Source organism: Nocardia sp. IFM 10818 (assembly GCF_054655275.1).
The window spans coordinates 5,891,851-5,909,295 of record NZ_BAAHJH010000001.1 but is presented as its reverse complement, the minus strand read 5'-3'; the positions used below and the strand labels follow the sequence as shown (position 1 = coordinate 5,909,295).

The 17,445-nt window shown below is 68.8% G+C and carries 20 protein-coding genes; 10 read left to right on the top strand and 10 right to left on the bottom strand.

From position 1 onward, the window contains the following. Positions 1-46: 46 nt before the first annotated feature. The 5 genes from lipB to sucB form a co-directional block, all read right to left on the bottom strand. Entirely contained in the window at positions 47-841 is a 795-nt protein-coding gene (gene lipB, locus ACYQ5L_RS27515) for a lipoyl(octanoyl) transferase LipB (protein WP_459961153.1), read from the bottom strand. Beyond that, complete coding sequence (locus tag ACYQ5L_RS27510; RefSeq protein WP_459963561.1) at positions 838-1,350, bottom strand: GNAT family N-acetyltransferase; 513 nt, start codon at positions 1,348-1,350, stop codon at positions 838-840. The genes lipB and ACYQ5L_RS27510 overlap by 4 nt, the downstream gene beginning before the upstream one ends. 77 nt (positions 1,351-1,427) lie before the next feature. Next, on the bottom strand, positions 1,428-1,571 hold the full coding sequence (locus ACYQ5L_RS27505) for a hypothetical protein (protein WP_379196342.1): 144 nt from the start codon (positions 1,569-1,571) through the stop codon (positions 1,428-1,430). A 126-nt stretch (positions 1,572-1,697) separates the two neighbouring features. Further along, on the bottom strand, positions 1,698-2,597 hold the full coding sequence (locus ACYQ5L_RS27500) for a TIGR01777 family oxidoreductase (protein WP_459961152.1): 900 nt from the start codon (positions 2,595-2,597) through the stop codon (positions 1,698-1,700). 11 nt (positions 2,598-2,608) lie between these two features. Beyond that, the gene (gene sucB, locus ACYQ5L_RS27495; protein ID WP_459961151.1) at positions 2,609-4,417 is read right to left on the bottom strand and encodes a 2-oxoglutarate dehydrogenase, E2 component, dihydrolipoamide succinyltransferase; all 1,809 of its coding nucleotides are present in this window, start codon (positions 4,415-4,417) and stop codon (positions 2,609-2,611) included. 444 nt (positions 4,418-4,861) lie between these two features. On the opposite strand from sucB, the gene ACYQ5L_RS27490 reads away from it, so the two are divergent. Further along, the gene (locus ACYQ5L_RS27490; protein ID WP_379205262.1) at positions 4,862-5,197 is read left to right on the top strand and encodes an oxidoreductase; all 336 of its coding nucleotides are present in this window, start codon (positions 4,862-4,864) and stop codon (positions 5,195-5,197) included. A gap of 34 nt (positions 5,198-5,231) precedes the next feature. Here ACYQ5L_RS27490 and ACYQ5L_RS27485 read toward each other — a convergent pair whose 3' ends face one another. The 3 genes from ACYQ5L_RS27485 to ACYQ5L_RS27475 form a co-directional block, all read right to left on the bottom strand. Beyond that, positions 5,232-5,765, bottom strand: a complete 534-nt coding sequence (locus tag ACYQ5L_RS27485; protein WP_459961150.1) for a thioredoxin family protein — start codon at positions 5,763-5,765, stop codon at positions 5,232-5,234. A gap of 396 nt (positions 5,766-6,161) precedes the next feature. After that, entirely contained in the window at positions 6,162-7,667 is a 1,506-nt protein-coding gene (locus ACYQ5L_RS27480; RefSeq protein ID WP_459961149.1) for a leucyl aminopeptidase, read from the bottom strand. 166 nt (positions 7,668-7,833) lie between these two features. After that, complete coding sequence (locus ACYQ5L_RS27475; protein WP_459961148.1) at positions 7,834-8,061, bottom strand: hypothetical protein; 228 nt, start codon at positions 8,059-8,061, stop codon at positions 7,834-7,836. Positions 8,062-8,118: 57 nt separating this feature from the next. On the opposite strand from ACYQ5L_RS27475, the gene ACYQ5L_RS27470 reads away from it, so the two are divergent. Continuing rightward, positions 8,119-8,445, top strand: a complete 327-nt coding sequence (locus ACYQ5L_RS27470; RefSeq protein WP_459961147.1) for a hypothetical protein — start codon at positions 8,119-8,121, stop codon at positions 8,443-8,445. A 251-nt stretch (positions 8,446-8,696) separates the two neighbouring features. On the opposite strand, the gene ACYQ5L_RS27465 is transcribed toward ACYQ5L_RS27470, so the two are convergent. Next, positions 8,697-9,287 carry a TetR/AcrR family transcriptional regulator gene (locus ACYQ5L_RS27465; protein ID WP_459961146.1) on the bottom strand — a complete coding sequence of 197 codons (591 nt, stop codon included), beginning with the start codon at positions 9,285-9,287 and terminating at the stop codon, positions 8,697-8,699. Between the two features lie 262 nt (positions 9,288-9,549). Between ACYQ5L_RS27465 and ACYQ5L_RS27460 the strand changes: the two genes are divergently transcribed. The 3 genes from ACYQ5L_RS27460 (at position 9,550) to ACYQ5L_RS27450 (ending at position 12,784) form a co-directional block, all read left to right on the top strand. After that, positions 9,550-10,161, top strand: coding sequence for a GNAT family N-acetyltransferase (locus ACYQ5L_RS27460; protein ID WP_459961145.1), 612 nt, complete (start codon positions 9,550-9,552; stop codon positions 10,159-10,161). Positions 10,162-10,389: 228 nt separating this feature from the next. Continuing rightward, positions 10,390-11,583, top strand: coding sequence for an elongation factor Tu (tuf, locus tag ACYQ5L_RS27455; RefSeq protein ID WP_459961144.1), 1,194 nt, complete (start codon positions 10,390-10,392; stop codon positions 11,581-11,583). A 337-nt stretch (positions 11,584-11,920) separates the two neighbouring features. Continuing rightward, on the top strand, positions 11,921-12,784 hold the full coding sequence (locus ACYQ5L_RS27450; RefSeq protein WP_459961143.1) for an alpha/beta fold hydrolase: 864 nt from the start codon (positions 11,921-11,923) through the stop codon (positions 12,782-12,784). A gap of 5 nt (positions 12,785-12,789) precedes the next feature. Here the strand turns inward: ACYQ5L_RS27450 and ACYQ5L_RS27445 are convergent, their stop codons facing one another. After that, positions 12,790-14,046, bottom strand: a complete 1,257-nt coding sequence (locus tag ACYQ5L_RS27445) for an IS1096 element passenger TnpR family protein (protein ID WP_459961142.1) — start codon at positions 14,044-14,046, stop codon at positions 12,790-12,792. Positions 14,047-14,336: 290 nt separating this feature from the next. On the opposite strand from ACYQ5L_RS27445, the gene ACYQ5L_RS27440 reads away from it, so the two are divergent. The 5 genes from ACYQ5L_RS27440 to ACYQ5L_RS27420 are packed head-to-tail and all read left to right on the top strand — an operon-like array spanning position 14,337 to position 17,427. Beyond that, complete coding sequence (locus ACYQ5L_RS27440; RefSeq protein ID WP_459961141.1) at positions 14,337-14,666, top strand: WXG100 family type VII secretion target; 330 nt, start codon at positions 14,337-14,339, stop codon at positions 14,664-14,666. A 2-nt stretch (positions 14,667-14,668) separates the two neighbouring features. Then, positions 14,669-14,956, top strand: coding sequence for a WXG100 family type VII secretion target (locus ACYQ5L_RS27435; RefSeq protein WP_459961140.1), 288 nt, complete (start codon positions 14,669-14,671; stop codon positions 14,954-14,956). Continuing rightward, positions 14,953-16,389 (top strand): WXG100-like domain-containing protein, encoded by a 1,437-nt coding sequence (locus ACYQ5L_RS27430; RefSeq protein WP_459961139.1) that lies wholly within the window; start codon positions 14,953-14,955, stop codon positions 16,387-16,389. The genes ACYQ5L_RS27435 and ACYQ5L_RS27430 overlap by 4 nt, the downstream gene beginning before the upstream one ends. Continuing rightward, a complete protein-coding gene (locus ACYQ5L_RS27425; protein WP_459961138.1) occupies positions 16,374-16,733 on the top strand; it encodes a hypothetical protein in 360 nt (119 codons plus the stop codon). The genes ACYQ5L_RS27430 and ACYQ5L_RS27425 overlap by 16 nt, the downstream gene beginning before the upstream one ends. Next, on the top strand, positions 16,720-17,427 hold the full coding sequence (locus ACYQ5L_RS27420) for an enhanced serine sensitivity protein SseB C-terminal domain-containing protein (protein WP_459961137.1): 708 nt from the start codon (positions 16,720-16,722) through the stop codon (positions 17,425-17,427). Before ACYQ5L_RS27425 ends, ACYQ5L_RS27420 begins: the two co-directional genes overlap by 14 nt. Positions 17,428-17,445 lie beyond the last annotated feature (18 nt).

Sequence of the window (17,445 nt, the reverse complement as noted above, 5' to 3'; positions counted from 1 at the left end):
TGTCGGGGTATCGACGGAGGTCACTTTGTCCACCCTACGCTCGTGATCATTCGGCCTTGGCGGGCACCGCTGCGGCGAGGGGCATCGAGCAGTCGACAGTGTCCTCGGTGACCGCCTTGGGGCGGGTCACGATGTGCTCGGCGACCGGCAGATCGCCGTTCAGCGCCCGGATGATGGCGTCGGCGGCCAGCGGGCGCACCTCCTCGACGGTCACCTCGCGGCCCAGTTCCCGGCTCAGCGTGGTGACGCCCGCGTCCCGGATTCCGCACGGCACGATGGCGTTGAAGCCGTCCAGGCTCGAATTGCAGTTCAGCGAGACGCCGTGCAGGGTGACCCCGCGCTGCACGCGCACCCCGATGGCCGCGACCTTGCGCTCGGGCCGGAACTCGTCGGCGGCGACCCACACGCCCGAACGCCCGTCCACCCGGCCGGTTTCCAGGCCGAGGGTGGCGCACACGGTGATCAGCGCTTCTTCCAGACGGCGCACATAGGCGACCACGTCGACCGGTTCGGCCAGCCGGATGATCGGATACCCGACCAGCTGCCCGGGACCGTGCCAGGTGATCTTGCCGCCGCGGTCCACCTCGATGACCGGGCTGCCGTCCATCGGCATGTCCTGTGCCTCGGTGCGGCGGCCGGCGGTGAAGACGAAGGGATGCTCCAGCAGCAGCAACCGGTCCTGGCCGCGTCCCTCGGCGCGTTCGGCGGCGATCTCGCGCTGGTGATCCCACGCCCGCTGGTAGTCGATGAGGCCCAGATTCTCGACGATCATGGGTGTTTCGTCGAAGCGGGCCGATGCCCCACGGGGTAACGGGGCCGTGGCCGTAGTGCTTTCGCTCACGATTGCGACGTTACTCCCTCGGCGAAGACGATCTGCATCAGTGTCAGATCCATCCAGCGGCCGAACTTCAGCCCGACCTCGGGCAGCTGCCCGACCACCCGGAATCCGAACTTCTCGTGCAGGGCGATGGAGGTGGCGTTGCTGGACTCGATGGCGGCGATCATGGTGTGCACCTCGCCGCCGCGCGCCCGCGCCAGCAGTTCGGTCATGAGCGCCGTGGCCACGCCGCGCCGGTGGAACCGGTCGGCCACGTACACCGAATTCTCCACGGAGAACCGGTATCCCGACTTCGGCCGGAACTGGCCGTAGCTGGCGTAACCCGCCACCTGGCCGTCGATCTCGGCGACCAGGATGGGGTAGCCGGCGGCATGGCGCGCCTCGAACCAGGCGTGGCGCTCGGCCAGGTCGGCCGGTTCGGTATCCCAGATGGCGGTCGTCTCGGCGATCGCGTGATTGTGGATCGCCAGGATCTCCGGCAGATCGTTCTCGCGGGCATCGCGCACCAGCAGATCGGCGGGCGCGAGCACGGTCGGGTCGTTGCTCACGGTGGACACGGTATCGATACGGGGTGTGATGTGCGACGCGGTCAGTCGTCCAGGCATTGCAGCAGCTTGCCCGGAGTCATGATGAGCCCCGCGCAGTGAACCGGGTCGTCGACGTTCGCCATGGCGTTGCCCGCGAACAGCACGCCCAATGCGACGACGAGCTCGGCGATGATCGATTTGATCATGAAGTACCCCCTTGTTCGGTGGCCCGTACGAACCTCGGGTCCGGTAAGAGGAGTTATCGACAATCGCTATGGTCAGGTTACTCGGGCGTCCGTCCAGTGTGAAACAGGGGCACCTCTAGGTCGGATTCAGTGCGGGGACGCGACCGTGGCGGCGAGCGCGGCGCCGATGGTGGGGTGCTGGAAGTGGTATCCCGCGTCCTCCAGCACGGTGGGAATCGCCCTGGGGCCGTGCAGGATTCCCTCCTCCGCGAACTCGCCCACCGCCAGCCGCAGCGCGAAGCCGGGCACCACCAGGGGAGTGGGGCGGTGCAGCGCGCGGCCCAGCGCGCGGGTGAACTCGGCATTGGTGACCGGCGCGGGACCGCACAGGTTCACCGGACCGGAGAGCGACTCGTGCTCGAGGGCGTAGATGATGGCCCCCACCTCGTCGTCGAGGGAGATCCACGGCTGATACTGGCGGCCGTTGCCCAGCCGCCCGCCGAGGCCGAGCGAGTACAGCGGGTACAGCATGCCGAGCAGCCCGCCGTGCCGCGCCAGCACGATGGCACTGCGCAACAGCACGGTCCGCACCCCGGCATCACCGGCCGGACGGGTGGCGGCCTCCCAGTCCCGGCACAGGCTCGCCAGGAATCCCGTTCCGGCGGGCGAGGTCTCGGTGACCACGCGGTCGCCGCTGTCGCCCCCGTAGTAGCCCACGGCGCTGGCGTTCACCAGCGTCGGCACGCCCACGGTGGCGGCGGCGGAGGCCAGCACATCGGTGGGGACGATGCGGCTGTCGCGCAACTCCTGTTTGAAACTGCCGTTCCAGCGCCGCCGCCCGACGCCGACGCCGCAGAGATTCACCACGGCGTCGGCGCCGCGCAGCGCGCGGTCGTCCAGATCGGCACTGGCCGGGTCCCAGCGGAATTCGTCACGGGCCCGAGCGGGGCGGCGCACCAGACGGGTGACCTCGTGCCCGTCGCGGCGCAATGCCGCGACGAGCGCCGTCCCGATCAACCCGGACGAGCCGGCGACCACGACCTTCATACGGCTGCCGCCTACAGGCCGAGGTCGCCCTCGAACGCCGCCTCTTCCAGCCGGTGCTTGATGGTGGTGAGGAAGCGGCCGGCGTCGGCGCCGTCGATGAGGCGGTGATCGTAGGTCAGCGGCAGGTAGGCCATCGAGCGGATGCCGATGAACTCGTTGCCGTTGTCGCTGATCACGATGGGGCGCTTGACGATCGCGCCGGTGCCCAGCATGGCCGCCTGCGGCGGAACCAGGATCGGGGTGTCGAACAGCGCGCCCTGCGAACCGATATTGGTGATGGTGAAGGTGCCGCCCGACAGCTCGTCCGGCTTCAGCCCGCCATTGCGCGCCCGGTTGGCGATATCGGCGATGGCGCGCGCCAGCCCGGCCAGCGACAGGTCGTTGGCATTGTGGATGACCGGCGAGAGCAGGCCCTGCTCGGTGTCGACCGCGATACCCAGGTTGACCACCGAGTGGTAGGTGATCTCCTTGGTGTCCTCGTTGTAGGAGGCGTTCACGTTCGGGTGCACGGCCAGGGCCTCGATGGCGGCCTTGGCGTAGAAGGACAGGAACGTGATGTTCACGCCCTCACGCTGCTGGAACGCCGACTTGGCGCGGGCGCGCAGCGCGGCCACCTTGGTCATGTCGACCTCGTGGACCTGGGTGAGCTGCGCGGTGGTGAGCAGCGACTCCCGGGTCTTGGTGGCGGTGATCTGCCGGATGCGGCTGGCCTTCTGGGTGGTGCCCGGCAGGTGCGACAGGGCCGGGCGCGGGGCCGCGGTGGCGGCGGGCGCGGCCGGGGCAGCGGCGGCGGCCGGAGCGGCGGCGGGAGCCGGAGCCTTCTTGGCCTCCGCGGCGGCCAGCACATCCTGCTTGCGGATGCGGCCGCCGACGCCGGAACCCTTGAGGGTGTTCAGGTCGACGCCGTTCTCCGCGGCCAGCTTTCGCACCAGCGGGGTGACGTAGGGGCCGCCGTTGGAGGACGGCTCGTCGGCCGGGGTGGCGCCGGCCGGAACCGGAGCGGGCTTCTGGGTCGGAGCCGGAGCCGGAGCCGGAGCGGGGGCGGGCGCGGGAGCCGGGGCAGGCGCCGGAGCGGCGGCGGCCGGAGCCGGGGCCGGAGCGGCGGCGGCCGGAGCCGGGGCCGGAGCCGGGGCCGGAGCGGGCGCGGGAGCCGGAGCGGGCGCAGGCGCGGGGGCCGGAGCCGGGGCGGCGGCCGGGGAGCCGCTGCCGATCACGCCGAGCTGACCGCCGACGTTCACCACGTCGTCTTCCTGCGCGGTGATCTCCAGCAGGGTGCCGGCGACCGGCGACGGGATCTCGGTGTCGACCTTGTCGGTGGAGACCTCGAGCAGCGGCTCGTCGACCGCGACCGAATCGCCGACCTGCTTGAGCCAGCGGGTCACGGTGCCCTCGGTGACGGACTCACCGAGCTCCGGCATCTTCACGGGGGTGCCGGAGGCGGCGGCCGGAGCCGGCGCGGCCGCGGCGGGCGCGGGAGCCGGGGCGGCGGCCTGCGGGGCCGGGGCGGGTTCCGGCGCGGGGGCCGGAGCAGGGGCGGGGGCGGCTTCCGGGGCCGGGGCAGCGGCCGGAGCCGGAGCCTCTCCGGCCTCGCCGATCACACCGAGCTCGCCGCCGACCTCGACCACGTCGTCTTCCTTGGCGACGATCTTGACCAGCACACCGGCGGTCGGGGACGGGATCTCGGTGTCGACCTTGTCGGTGGAGACCTCGAGCAGCGGCTCGTCGACCTCGACCGTGTCTCCTTCCTGCTTCAGCCACCTGGTCACAGTGCCCTCGGTGACGCTCTCACCAAGAGCTGGCATCTGGACGGAGAAGGCCATGTCCGTTGACTCCTCTGACTGCTCGTCGGGTTAAACAGTTCGTCTCTCGGCGGGCGTTCACGACTGGTCGTGGTGGCGGCCCGATTGTCACCGATTAATTCCGGCGGCACCGGAGATCCGTGTTGGTTCTTGTTCCAGCTACCCATCCTTGCACTTCGCCGGGTGCGGCGTGTCACAGGGCGGCGGTTCGGTCGACCTTGCAGTGTCGCAAACGCGATCGTGAGGCCGATCGGGCGTGTCCGAACAGCGGTGATAGCCGGTGACTTCCATCGGATACGTCGAATACATCTTTCGTCGCGGCGGCTGAGGCGTTGCTGAGCGCCGGCTGTGGTCTTGCTTCGGATTCGTCCGCGAGGCGGCGCGCCGGTCCGGAGCACGGCACCATCGAAGGAGGACAGACCGGATTTCCGGCAGTTCGGGATTTCCGGAGAGGAGGTTGCCCGGATGGGTTTCCTGGACAAGCTGCGCGGCGGCACGATGCGCACGCGCGGTGTGGACGCCGCCGACGCGGCGCATCTGGCGCAGTGGGCACGCACGCATTACGGCGTGGAGGCCTATGTCGAGCCGCGCACCACGGTCACCGATGTGACGGTGGTGCTGGTGGCCCACGATGGCGAGTGGACCCGGCGCGTGGTGGGCGAACGTGGCGCGCAGCGGCTTTCCGCCTCGCTCGGGGTGCCGGTCTACGACGTGCGCAAGGTCGGCTATCCGCAGCGCATGCGCGATTACGACGCCCGCCGCCGGATCCTGCGGCGGCGATCGGACCTCGAGGGCATCTGAAGTCCTCACTTGCTCCGTCGGCGGATCGTGGGATCTACCCGCCGACTGCGAAGGCCGCCGCCGGTGCACACACCCGGCGGCGGCCTGTTCTTCTCGTGTCAGTGGGTGCGCAGCCCCGGCCAGCCGTATTGCGGCGCGCCGCCGGCCAACCCGGCGCGGTTCGGATTCGGGGGGCCTGTCGCGCGGCCGGCGCCCGCTGCTGCTGGGCCTGCTGCTCGATGCCGTTCTTGCGCCGGAACTCGTCCATATCCATCCAGAGGACCTGCTGCACCACATCTTCCAGCTGCGCGGAGGTCAGGAAGCCGGCGTTCTTGTACACCGGCAGCCCTTCGCGGTAGGCCATGATGGTCGGGAAGCCGGTGAGCTGGATGGCGGCGGAGAGCTCCCGCTCCACCTCGCCCTCGACGGTGGCGTGCACGATCTGCGGATGGGTCTCGGCGGAGGCCTTGTACACCGGCGCGAACCGCTTGCACCAGCCGCACCAATCCGCCCAGTAGTTCACCAGCACAATGTGATTGCTCGTCACCGTCTGCTGAAAATCGTGCTTGCCCAGTGCGCGCGTGGCCATCCAGGATCCTCCCGAAACGGCCCGGACCGGTGAGCCGCCGATCGACTACAACGGTCTGAAATTATGACACGCCCGCAATTCGGTTGCACGGCCGTGCCTTTCCCCGGGGCTCTGCCCCGGACCCCCGGTGGTCGGGGGCCAGCCCCAAGGCCCCCGTCGGGGCCTCCGCCCCGAACCCCGTTGCGGGCTGGGGCGTTCGAGGGTCGACATGGCGGCACGGCACTTGGAGGTCGGCACGGCCGCACGGCACTCGGAGGGTCGGCACGGCCGCACGGCACTCGGAGGGTCGGCACGGCCGCACGGCACTCGGAGGGTCGGCACGGCCGCACCGCCCTCGGAGGGTCGGCACGGCCGCACCGCCCTCGGAAGGTCGGTGCGGCCGTGCAGCACTCGGGGCTACTCCGCCGCGATGTCCTCGAGGGTGGCGATCAGGGTGCGGACCGGCACGCCCGTGCCGCCCTTGCCGATGTAGCCGAACGGCCCGCCGGTGTTGTAGGCCGGGCCCGCCACATCCAGGTGCGCCCACTGCACGCCCTCGGGCACGAACTCCTTGAGGAAGATCGCCGCCGACAGCATGCCGCCCCAGCGGTGCGGTGCGACATTGGCGAGATCTGCGACCTTGGAGTTGATGTCGGCGCGCAGTTCCGCGGGCAGCGGCATGGCCCAGCCGTTCTCGCCGACCGCCTGCGAGATGCGGGCGACCCGGTCGCGGAACTCGTCGGTGCCCATGACGCCCGGGGTGCGGGTGCCCAGCGCGACCATCTGCGCGCCGGTGAGGGTGGCGACGTCGATGAGGTAGTCCGGCTCGTCCTCGGCGGCGCGCACAATGGCGTCGGCCAGGATGAGGCGGCCCTCGGCATCGGTATTGATGACCTCGACGGTGGTGCCGCCGTACTGGCTGAGCACATCGCCCGGCCGCTGCGCGGTGGCCGAGGGCATGTTCTCCGCCATCGGGACGGTCGCGGTGACGGTGAGCGGCAGGCTCAGCCGGGCCGCCAGCAGGACGGTGGCGATGACCGCCGCCGCGCCGCCCATATCGGAGGTCATGTTCTCCATATTGGCGGCCGGCTTGATGGAGATGCCGCCGGTGTCGAAGGTGATGCCCTTGCCGATGAGAGCGACCTTGGGATCGCCGCCCGCGTAGGTGATGCGGATCAGCCGCGGCGGGCGCGAGGAGCCCTTGCCGACGCCGATGATGCCGCCGTAACCGCCCGCCTCCAGGTCCTTCTCGTCCAGGATCTCCACGTGCAGTCCGGCGGCCTTGGCCAATTCGGCTGCGCGATTGGCGAATTCGGCCGGGAACAGGGCATTGGGCGGGGTGTTCACGAAATCGCGTGCGGTGGCGACGGCTTCGGCCACGGCCTGCGCGCGGAACAGCGCCTCCTCACCGAATCCCGGTTCGGGAACCAGGAATTCGACCCGCTGCACGGGCTGATCGCCCGGCTTCGGCGCGGACTTCTCCGATTTGAAGGTGCTGAACTGGTACGCGCCCAGGTAGAAGCCCTCCGCGGCCGCACCCAGATCCAGGCCGGACAGGGTGGTGACGGCGGTGGCGGACCCGGCCAGGGCGCGCCCGGCCGCACCGGCCGACTTGCGGACCTGCTCGGCGTCGACCTTGTCCGCGGCGCCCAGGCCCACGGCCAGCACGCTGTCCACCGGCAGTCCGGCGGGCGCGGGCACCCGGGTCAGCTCCTCCGACTTGCCCTTCGCGCCCACGGCGTTCAGTGCGGTCAGCAGCGCCGCGCGGGTGTCGGCATCGAGCACATCGCCGAACGCGTCGGCCGGGGCGATCGCGGGTCCGTCGTCGGAGTTGGTGAGTCCGATGACGAGGACATCGGCCTCGCCGATGGTCTCGGTGCGCGCCAGTTCCGGTCCGAGCGAACGATCTGCAACAGCTGTCATGCGCCCCACGTTACTGGGCGTGTCCAGCCGTCGCCGGGCGGGCGCGCCCCAGGTCGGACCGGGTCGTCATAGCAGGTGGGCATGGGAGTAACGTGCCTGATCGCACGAGCTTTCGGGTCAGCGTTCGCATGAGACGAAAGGGATCGGCAATGACGGCACCGAGCGGCTACGACACTCCACCGCCGGACAAGGGCAACAAGACCGCACGCACGGTGGCCATCGCCGCGGTAGCGGTCGCGGCCCTCGCGGTGGCCTTCGCGATCGGGGTTCTGGTGAACCGCTCGGACAGCGGCTCCGACACCAAGACCACGTCAACCTCGCCCGTCACCTCGACCACCGCGGCCCCCGCACCCCCGCCCACCGGCGGACCCAAGCCGACGACCGCCCCGCCCACACCGACCTCCGGTCAGCGGCCCGCAAGATCGGCGACGACTGCTCGCACGATGGCATTGTGGCGCAATGGAATCTGCGCAACGGGACGTGGGTGTGCGAACCCCAGGGCCAGGGCCGCGACCCGCATCAGGTCGGTGACGACTGCTCCCACGACGGCATCGTCGCGCAGTGGGGTCTGACCTCCGACGGCCGCTGGGTGTGCATCCCGCAGGAGCAGGGCCGGGATCCGCATCAGGTCGGCGATGACTGCTCGCACGATGGGATCGTCGCGCAGTGGGGTCTGACTCCCGACGGCCGCTGGATCTGCATCCCGCAGGAGCAGGGCGGCGACGATGCCGAACCGTATGTGCCCGACGCGCCGACCGCGGTACCCGGCGAGCGCTGAGCCGATCCCCTGGTCGCGTGCGCCGGGCGGTTGTGTGCCCGTGGCTGTTTCGGCCGGCGCGCTCAGGTCGTCGGCGCCGACCGTTTGGCAATGGCGGTGATGGGTGTCGTCTCCACCCGCCCGATGCCATCGAGCGGGAGTTGGCCCGGTCGGCGATGGGGGCCGGCTGAGGGTTCACGGACGAGCGCGGTCAGCCCGCTGGGCGGAGTTTTTCGCGGCTGGGGTGAGGTGGCGGGCGACGATGCCGTCGATCAGCAGCGCGAGACCCTCTTCGAGCCAGCGGTCGTAATCGCCGGGCAGCTGGTCGCCGTCGGGAGCGAAGTACTTGGCGAGGGTCGGGTGGGTCGCGGGGAGACCTGTTCGAGGGTGGCCGTGCGCTCGGCTTCGGCGGCGGGTGAGCCGGTGCCCAGGCGTTCGCCCTCCGAACCCGGGAGCAGCGCCAGCCCCTGGACCAGGCCGGAGACCGACAGGTAGATCGAGAGCATGGTGTCGGGCGGCAGGCCCAGCTCGTCCAGGGCGGCGAACGAGCGTTCCAGGGTGTCGAGGAGCGCGGGCCCCATCGGCGGGCGGTTCTGGGCGAGAACGGGCAGCATCCACGGGTGGCGCCGGTAGAGCCGCCATTCCGCGCGGGCCTCGGCGATCAGGCGGGCACTCCAGTCGCCCGCGGTGGCCGGGGGCGGGGCTTCGGCGAGGGCGAACTCGGCCATCTGGGCGAGCAGGGCGTCCCGATCCGGGAAATAGCGGTACAGACCGGTGGTGGCGATGCCCAGGTCGGTGGCGAGGCGGCGCATGGACAGGCCCGCCAAGCCCTCGCGATCGGCCAATTCGACTGCGGCTCGCACGATTCCGACGGTGCTGAGCCGCGTACCCCGTGGCCGCCGCGGGGCGGAGTGGCATCGCGACGGGCCCGGTAGGCGCGCGCCTGACACGACCGCGAGCAGTACCGGCGCCGCCGCCCGCGCTCGGGCTGCACGGCCGGTACGCCGCAGACCACACAGGCGGTTCCCGATTTCATCACATCTTCCAGTGTGACGAAATGGTCGTAAGTCCCGCTAGTGCTTCCTACTTTGGTGTTCAGAACGTTGTTCACACCAGGAGGTTGGAATGAGCGAGTTGCTGGTCCGCCGCGCCGAGGCGGACGAAGTGGATACGGTCGCGGCGGTCTTCGCCGAGGCGGCGCTGGACGAGGTGGTCACCGCGTGGATCCTCGAGGATCATGCCGAGGTCGCCGAGCAGTTCCGGATGCAGCACGCCCACGACCTCATCGAGAACGCCGTGCGCGACGACGAGGTCTGGCTGGCGGGCTCCGGCGACGACATCTGGGCGGTCTCGCTGTGGCAGACCGTGACCTCCCTCGACCGCGCGCACCGGGAGGCCGCCGAGGCCCGCGAGCTCTCGGAAAACACCGGCCTGCAACCATTCCGGCGCATGGCGGCGGTCACGGCCGCGGTGGCGGCGAATCATCCGCCGGTCTTCCCGCACCGCTATCTCCACGTCATCGTCACGCTGCCGCAGCACCGCGGTAAGGGTGCGGGCGCGGCGATCATCACCAATCGGGTGAAGGCCGCCTCCGAAGCCGGCGTGCCCGCCTATCTGGAGGCCAGCACCGAACGCTCGGCCCGCCTGTACGAGCGCTGCGGCTTCGTCCGCGACGGCAACCCGATCCTGTTGCCGGAGAACGGTCCGACGTTGCGGCCCATGTGGTTCCGCGGCTGACCCACTGTCGCGTCGGCGGCCACGAGACCGGGTGTCTCATCGGCCGCCGCCTTTTGTCCTTGTGACGAGTCATCTTTCGTCAACGCGCCTGGACAGCTATTCGCCCAGTTCCCGACCTTTGTCCGGCCTCGGCTCATACGCTGGGAACGACACCGTCGTCGGGCCAGCCTCGCGGTGTCGAGCCCCCGGCCGCCCGCTTCGGATCCACGGCGCGCAGGAGGAATCCCAGTGGCGAAGGCGAAGTATCAGCGGACCAAGCCGCACGTGAATGTCGGCACCATCGGTCATATCGACCACGGTAAAACCACGCTGACCGCGGCGATCACCAATGTGCTGCACAGTAAACATCCGGATCTGAATCCGTTCGTCCCGTTCGAGGCGATCGACAAGGCGCCGGAGGAGCGGCAGCGCGGCATCACCATCTCCATCGCGCATATCGAATATCAAACGGAGAACCGGCATTACGCGCATGTCGACTGCCCGGGGCACGCGGACTACATCAAGAACATGATCACCGGCGCGGCGCAGATGGACGGCGCCATCCTGGTGGTGGCCGCCACCGACGGGCCGATGCCGCAGACCAAGGAGCACGTCATTCTGGCGCGTCAGGTGGGCGTGCCGAAAATCGTTGTGGCGCTGAACAAGTGCGACATGGTGGATGACGAGGAGATTCTGGAGCTGGTGGAGCTGGAGATCTCCGATCTGCTCAGCGAATACGATTTCGAGGCCGATTCGCCGATCGTCCGGGTGTCGGCGTATCAGGCCCTGCGGGATCCGACCGGCGAGTGGAGCGAGGGGATCGTCGAGTTGCTCGGCGCCGTCGACAGCTGGATCGATACCCCGGCCCGTGAGGTCGAACGACCGTTCCTGATGCCGATCGAGGATGTCTTCACCATCTCCGGGCGCGGCACGGTGGTCACCGGGCGCATCGAGCGCGGCGTGCTGAAGGTGGGCGCGGAGGTCGAGGTCGTCGGCATTCATCCGAAGACGTCCAAGACCACGGTCACGGGTATCGAGATGTTCCACAAACTGCTCGACGAAGGCCAGGCCGGTGAGAATGTCGGGCTGCTGCTGCGCGGTATCCGGCGCGACGAGGTCGAGCGCGGGCAGTGTGTCATCAAACCCGGCTCGGTCACTCCGCACACCGAATTCGAGGGGCAGGCTTACATCCTGTCCAAGGAGGAGGGCGGGCGGCACACGCCGTTCTTCAACAACTACCGGCCGCAGTTCTACTTCCGCACCACCGATGTGACGGGCGTGGTGACGCTGCCGGAGGCCGTCGAAATGGTGCTGCCGGGCGACAATGTCTCGATGACGGTGAAGCTGATTCAGCCCATCGCCATGGAGCCCGGGTTGAAGTTCGCCATTCGCGAGGGCGGCCGGACGGTGGGGGCGGGACAAATCACCAAGATCATCAAGTAGGCGGATGGGCTCGCGCTTCGGCGACGAGCGTCTCGGCCAGCAGCACACAGCGCCGGGCGGTCTCCAGATCGCCCGCGCGGGCGGCGTCCGACGCCGCGGTCATGGCGGCGCAGACCGCGGCCGCCCGGACGCGGCGGCCCAGTAGATCGGCGACCCGGGCGCGAAGCGAAACGGCAATGGTCGATCACCTCCTGGCGGATCTCTCGCGAGGCAGACTCGGATTGTGGTTCGTACCGGGCACACTCAGGTATCGGTGCACCGCCCCGATCCCTCCGACCGATGAGTTTCACGGCCGCCGCTCGTCTACATCGCGAACCCCCGAGAAGGAGCGACCACCATGACCGATCCGAAGACCTTCACCCTGGAAGCGCCCGGCGCCGTCCTCACCTATGACGTGCGGCAGCCGGAATCCGCCACCGACGAGCCGCCGCTGCTGCTGATCGGCTCGCCCATGGACGCGAGCGGTTTCGTCAGCCTGGCCGCGCGGTTCCCCGACCGCACCATCGTCACCTATGACCCACGCGGCACCGGTCGCAGCACCAAGGCCGATCCGGTCAGCGAATCCACTCCCGATCAGCACGCCGACGACCTGAGCAAGGTGATCGAGGCCGTCGGCGGCCAGGTCGACATCTTCGCCAGCAGCGGCGGCGCGGTGAACGCGCTCGCCCTGGTGGCCGAGCATCCCGAGCAGGTCCGCACGCTGGTCGCGCACGAGCCGCCCGCCTGCCAGGTCCTCGAGGATCGCGAGAACGCGCTCGCCGCGACCGCCAATATCCACGAGACCTACCTGCGTGACGGCTTGGGCCCGGCGATGGCCAAGTTCATCAGCCTGGTGTCGATTCAGGGTGAGATTCCCGCCGACTTCGGTGATCAGCCGGTCGATCCGGCCATGTTCGGCCTGCCCACCGAGGACGACGGCACCCGCGACGATCCACTGGTCGGCCAGAACATCGTCACCTGCACCCACTACGAGCACGATTTCGACGCTCTGCGCGATGCGACCACCAATGTCGTGCTCGCCGTGGGCATCGAGGGCGAGGGCACCCTGGCCTACCGCGGCGGTGAGGGCATCGCGGAACGCCTGGGCACCAAGCCGGTGATCTTCCCGAGCCATCACGCCGGCTTCCTCGGCGGCGAATACGGCCAGCAGGGCGATCCCGACGCATTCGCCGCGAAACTCCGTGCGGTTCTTGCCGGTTGACGAATTCAGGTCTCCGTCCGGGGCCACTGCCGCAGATCGCTTCTCGGCCATCGCTGTAGCACCGCCCGCGCGAACATGCGCGTGCCGTGCTGCCGAATCCGGTAGTACGAGAAGCGGTCTCGCGGCGTCATGCCCAGGCATTTGAAGATCCGCAGCGTCTCGAAGATCATCCCCGCCACATCGCGCCCGGTGCTGACGGTCTGCGCGCCCAATCGCCGCCCCATCCCGTCGAGCAGCGGCGCGGCGGTGCCCGCGGGATCATCGGTATCGGTCGCCGCCGCGAGCACATACAGCGCCGCCACATCCCGATCCGCCGGCTTCGGCGCGGTGCACGGCACGTATTCGGCGATATGCCACCACAACAGCACCGGATCCACCAGCGCCTGCAACCCGACATCGGACAGCCGCAGCCGCCGGCTCTCCTGTCGCGTCAGCCCGAACTGATAAGCCGTACGCCGCAATTCGGCGATCGGCGTCGGTTCGCTGCGCCGCCTGATCCACCGCTCGCTCATCGCGGCCTCCGCGAATATCGCCATGGCAGTCGCCGGCGGCAGCTCACCCCACTCGTTCAACCCGACCCCGTCGATCCCGATATGCTCGAGCAGGCACGAGTACGGCCGCACAACCGCCGCCGCCGTCTTCGCGTCCATTCGCACCGGCAGGTCGATCATGGCCTGCCCCAACAGATGTCGCAGCTGCCGCCGAGTGCGTCCCGACGCCCGCGGCACGATGATGCGGCCGAAGACATCCGGCAGCTCGGCGCAGTCGATCGCCGACTCGTCCGCGACCCCGCGCCCGAACACACTCAACGCGAGATCGACCGCTCCGAGATCCCGTGCCCCGCCCACGCATACGGCCCGCGGCGAGTCCGCCCCGAACTCCCGCACGTCCTCCAGTCGCACCACCCGCTGCCACCCCTGCCCCGAATCGAACCGATGAAACAGCTCGTCCCCGGGTTCGACCAGCAACTCGTCCAGCCGCACCTCATCCTGCGGCACCCCCTGCCGCCACTGCCCGCTCTCGATCGGACACAAATAGTGCTCGGTCTCGCGATCCCCGAACCCCGCCGCCGATCCGAACCGATACCGCTGCTTGTCCTTCCACCCATAGGCGGCCTGCAGCACCTCGTGCACCTCATCGAGATACAGATCCGAGGCAACGTCCAGCCCCCGCCAGATCCGCCCATTGGCCCGCACCGACTCCACCCGCACCCGATACGTCGCGGTCTCTCCCCGCCGCGCCCGCCGCGGCCACTCCGGCATCGGCGCCAGCCTGCCCTCGAATGGCCCCCGGGCCGAAACAGATCCGCAAGCGCAGCAAGCTGCTCCTCAGGGGATCGCCCCTGAGGGCGTCGGCGAGTTCGCGGAACGAATCCCTATCCGCCACAGCCGAAGGGTAGTGGATCCGCCGCCCCCGCAACCCCCGATTCTCGTGTCCGTCATCACAGCGTCGCGTTCCGCGCCGACGTCCAGGCCGGATGAGCGCGCAAGCACGGGGAGCCGGACTGGATGCGGCGCGACAAATCGTGTAGCTGCGGGTTAGCCTCTTCGGCGTGGCAGGAGAGGTTGTTGTCGGCTCGGAGGAGCTGTGCGCGGCCGCAGGCTGGATTGATCAGATCGCGCAGGACATCACCGAGGCGGTCGACAAGCAGATGCGGGAAGTTCGCGCGTTCCTCGGTGCGGACTGGCGGGGTGCGGCCGCGACCTCTCATGAGAATCCCTGGGTCGAGTGGGAGGACGGCGCTCGCAGCATCGTCGGCTCCTTCCGCACCGATGCCGGATTGTTGCGTCAGGCGGCGAACGAGTACGCCGCGACCGATCGCGCCCGGGCGGAAGCGGTCGCGGTCGCCGGTTCGAGCCTCGACCTCCCGCCGGTGGTGTAGCGATGGCCGACTACAGGGTGGATCTGCCCGGCTTGCAGCGCCTGATCGATGGCGCCCAAACGCTCGAAACCACGATCGAGAACCGCATCACCGAGGTCGAGAAGCGTATCGACGAGCTGCACATCAACTGGTCCGGCGACGCGGCGGTGTCGCACCGGAACGCACACGATGAGCGGGTGGCGGCCGTCGCCGAAATGCGTGAAGCGCTCCAGGACCTGCGCAACCGGCTGCGGACCGCACATGCCGCCTACAGTGCGGTCGGTCCGGTGAATCAGGGGATGTGGCCGTGAGCCCGACGCCGACCGTTCCCCTCATCGTCTGCCGTGCCGACGAATATCGTTCTGCCGGCGAGATATTCGGGACGATCGCCACCGGTGCGCAGACCACCCATGAGGGCCTGCTCGGCGTGCTGGTCGCCAACGCGGGCATGGCGGGCAGCGACAGCGTCGGCCAGGAATGGGCTGCGGCCTACGATCAAGCGGCATCACTGGCCATCGCCGCCTCGGCGGATCTGGCGACGGCCTGCGCCCAGACACGGAACCTGATCGCGGCCGGTGTCCACAACCACGCTGTCGCCGAAGCCACCGCCAACCACGGCGATGTGCCTGCACCGGAACCGCCGCAACTGCTTCCGCCACCGTGCTTCGTGAACAGTGTTCCTTCCGCGGCGGGCGACGGTCTGCCCGAGCCGTTCGGCTGGTCCATCGTCAAGGATCTGGTCGGATGGGCGTGGCCCAACGGTCATCAGGACCAGTTGCGGGCCGCGGATACCGCGTGGCATACCGCCGCCGCGGACTTCCGCATCCTGGCGCAGCAAGTCTCGCAGTCGGTGAGCCTGCTGCAGAACCAGCAGTCGGAGGAGATCCCCGCCGCCGTCGCCGCCTGCACCGAACGACAGACGGACCTGAACGAGCTCGCCGATATCTGTGCGGCGCTCGGCAACTCGTGCGGCGAATACGCACAGCATCTCGATGACGCGCATCACGAAATCCTGGAGGAGCTGAAGGATTTCGCCGTCGAGGCGGTCGCGGGTGAGGTGCTCTTCGCCGTGCTCGCCCCGGTGACCGCCGGCATATCCGAGGTCGCGGGTAATGCGGCTCTGGCCGCCCGGGCGGCCTACCGGGCCACTCGCATCGCCAAGATCATCTCCGAGCTCGCCACCAAGGCGCGCGCTGTGGCGGCGCGAGTCCTCGCACTGGTCGAGCGCGCACGTGCCTTGGGAGGCAAGGTTTCCCAGTGGGTGACGGCGGCTCGAAGCAGGCTGGCCGTGTACGGTTCACGGTCGGGCGCATCGCATTACGAGTTCAACATGATCGAAAACCCGGGACCGCTGGCGGCACTGGATTCCAACCCGGCCGCGGCCTTCGCCGGTGGCAGGTACAACAGCGTGGTCTTGAAGGAAGACGTGGTCATGTACCGGGGTGGAACCGCCGACAAGGAGTTCGGGCGATGGTTCACCTTCGAACCACCCTCCTCGGTGGCCAATGTACGAATCGACACCGCGGTGAAGCCCCAATGGATTGATCCGAAGACGGGTGAGTACACAGGTGCCTCGCCCATCGACACCGTCTTCGAGATCAAGATCCCAGCGGGTACAGAAGTGTATGTTGGCCCGGTTGGCTACCAGTCCGGGGTGTACCTGGGTGGCACAGTGGACCAGATTTACATCCATGAGCCGTGGAACATAGGTGCTGAAGTCATGAGGTCGTGGCCGCTGAAATGAGCAGTGAAAAGTACCGGCGAACTCGGCAGGATGCCGCGGCAACGGCATCCCGGGTCGTGTCCTTGCTGGAGCAGGAGCAGCAGGACCGCGAAGCCATCTACTGGCGGTCCCGGTTCGTGGCGATCGTGCGAGTTCTCGCCGACCCCGATGCGGATGACGTGGAAGTCGTCGAGGAGGCGGCGCGGCTTGTCCGGCAGCTGTATTCCGGTGGCCGGAACATCGGTGACTTCTATATCTCCCGGAAAGAGCTCGACGAGCGCCGGAAGGTGAACCTGGCCTTCACCGATGAGCTGAAGACCCTGCGGCGGATACTGGTTGAAGGAACCGACGATGGCCTTTCCTGAGAACGCGCTCGAGCACCTGCTCGCGGATGCCAAGGCAGGTGGGGTTTCGAACGCTGAGCTGCTAGACGGCATTCGGGGATCGAGTCTCTACATCCCGACCGCGGGTTATGACGAGTCGGCTGGCTCGGTCGCCCTCCCCGGCGTGACGATCGACGGTGCGCAGTATGTCCCCGCGTACTCCTCGGCCGAACAACTCCGGCTCGCGTCGGGGGACGTTTCGTGGGCAAAGCTACCGGTCGTTCAACTGATGGACCGGATGCCACCTGGCGTCGGTATCGCATTGAACTGGCGGGCAGCGGCGCCTGGCCTGCCGATCACTCCCGCCGGAATTGCGGTTCTGCGCGGTGATTCCGGGACGGTGACCGCTGGCTCGAACATCAGAATCGGCCAGCCGGCCCGGCACCCCGATGATTTCCTCCATCACCTGACCCGTGAGTTCGCGACTGCCAGTGAGATCCGCTCCGCCAGATTCGGACTCATGCAGGTCGATGACGCGTCGCCGACGTTCATCCTCGGTATCGAACTGCTGGATCAGGATTCGACCGTCAAAGATCGGACGGCCAACCTGATCCAGCAGATCGCATCGCACGCACAGCTCGACTTCGGGGTGGAGATCTTCTTCATCGAATCCGGTACCGACAGCGAATTCACCCGCCAGATCCTGGCTCTGCCCGCGATCTATCAGACACGCTGATTCGGAGCCGCATACGCG

Bases quoted from the DNA above. Each gene is read 5' to 3' on its own strand.
- ACYQ5L_RS27445 (WP_459961142.1), bottom strand. From the start codon at position 14,046: ATGCCGGAGTGGCCGCGGCGGGCGCGGCGGGGAGAGACCGCGACGTAT.
- ACYQ5L_RS27485 (WP_459961150.1), bottom strand. From the start codon at position 5,765: ATGGCCACGCGCGCACTGGGCAAGCACGATTTTCAGCAGACGGTGACG.
- ACYQ5L_RS27460 (WP_459961145.1), top strand. From the start codon at position 9,550: ATGAGCGAGTTGCTGGTCCGCCGCGCCGAGGCGGACGAAGTGGATACG.
- sucB (WP_459961151.1), bottom strand. From the start codon at position 4,417: ATGGCCTTCTCCGTCCAGATGCCAGCTCTTGGTGAGAGCGTCACCGAG.
- ACYQ5L_RS27505 (WP_379196342.1), bottom strand. From the start codon at position 1,571: ATGATCAAATCGATCATCGCCGAGCTCGTCGTCGCATTGGGCGTGCTG.
- ACYQ5L_RS27480 (WP_459961149.1), bottom strand. From the start codon at position 7,667: ATGACAGCTGTTGCAGATCGTTCGCTCGGACCGGAACTGGCGCGCACC.
- ACYQ5L_RS27490 (WP_379205262.1), top strand. From the start codon at position 4,862: ATGGGTTTCCTGGACAAGCTGCGCGGCGGCACGATGCGCACGCGCGGT.
- ACYQ5L_RS27435 (WP_459961140.1), top strand. From the start codon at position 14,669: ATGGCCGACTACAGGGTGGATCTGCCCGGCTTGCAGCGCCTGATCGAT.
- ACYQ5L_RS27450 (WP_459961143.1), top strand. From the start codon at position 11,921: ATGACCGATCCGAAGACCTTCACCCTGGAAGCGCCCGGCGCCGTCCTC.
- ACYQ5L_RS27420 (WP_459961137.1), top strand. From the start codon at position 16,720: ATGGCCTTTCCTGAGAACGCGCTCGAGCACCTGCTCGCGGATGCCAAG.
- ACYQ5L_RS27500 (WP_459961152.1), bottom strand. From the start codon at position 2,597: ATGAAGGTCGTGGTCGCCGGCTCGTCCGGGTTGATCGGGACGGCGCTC.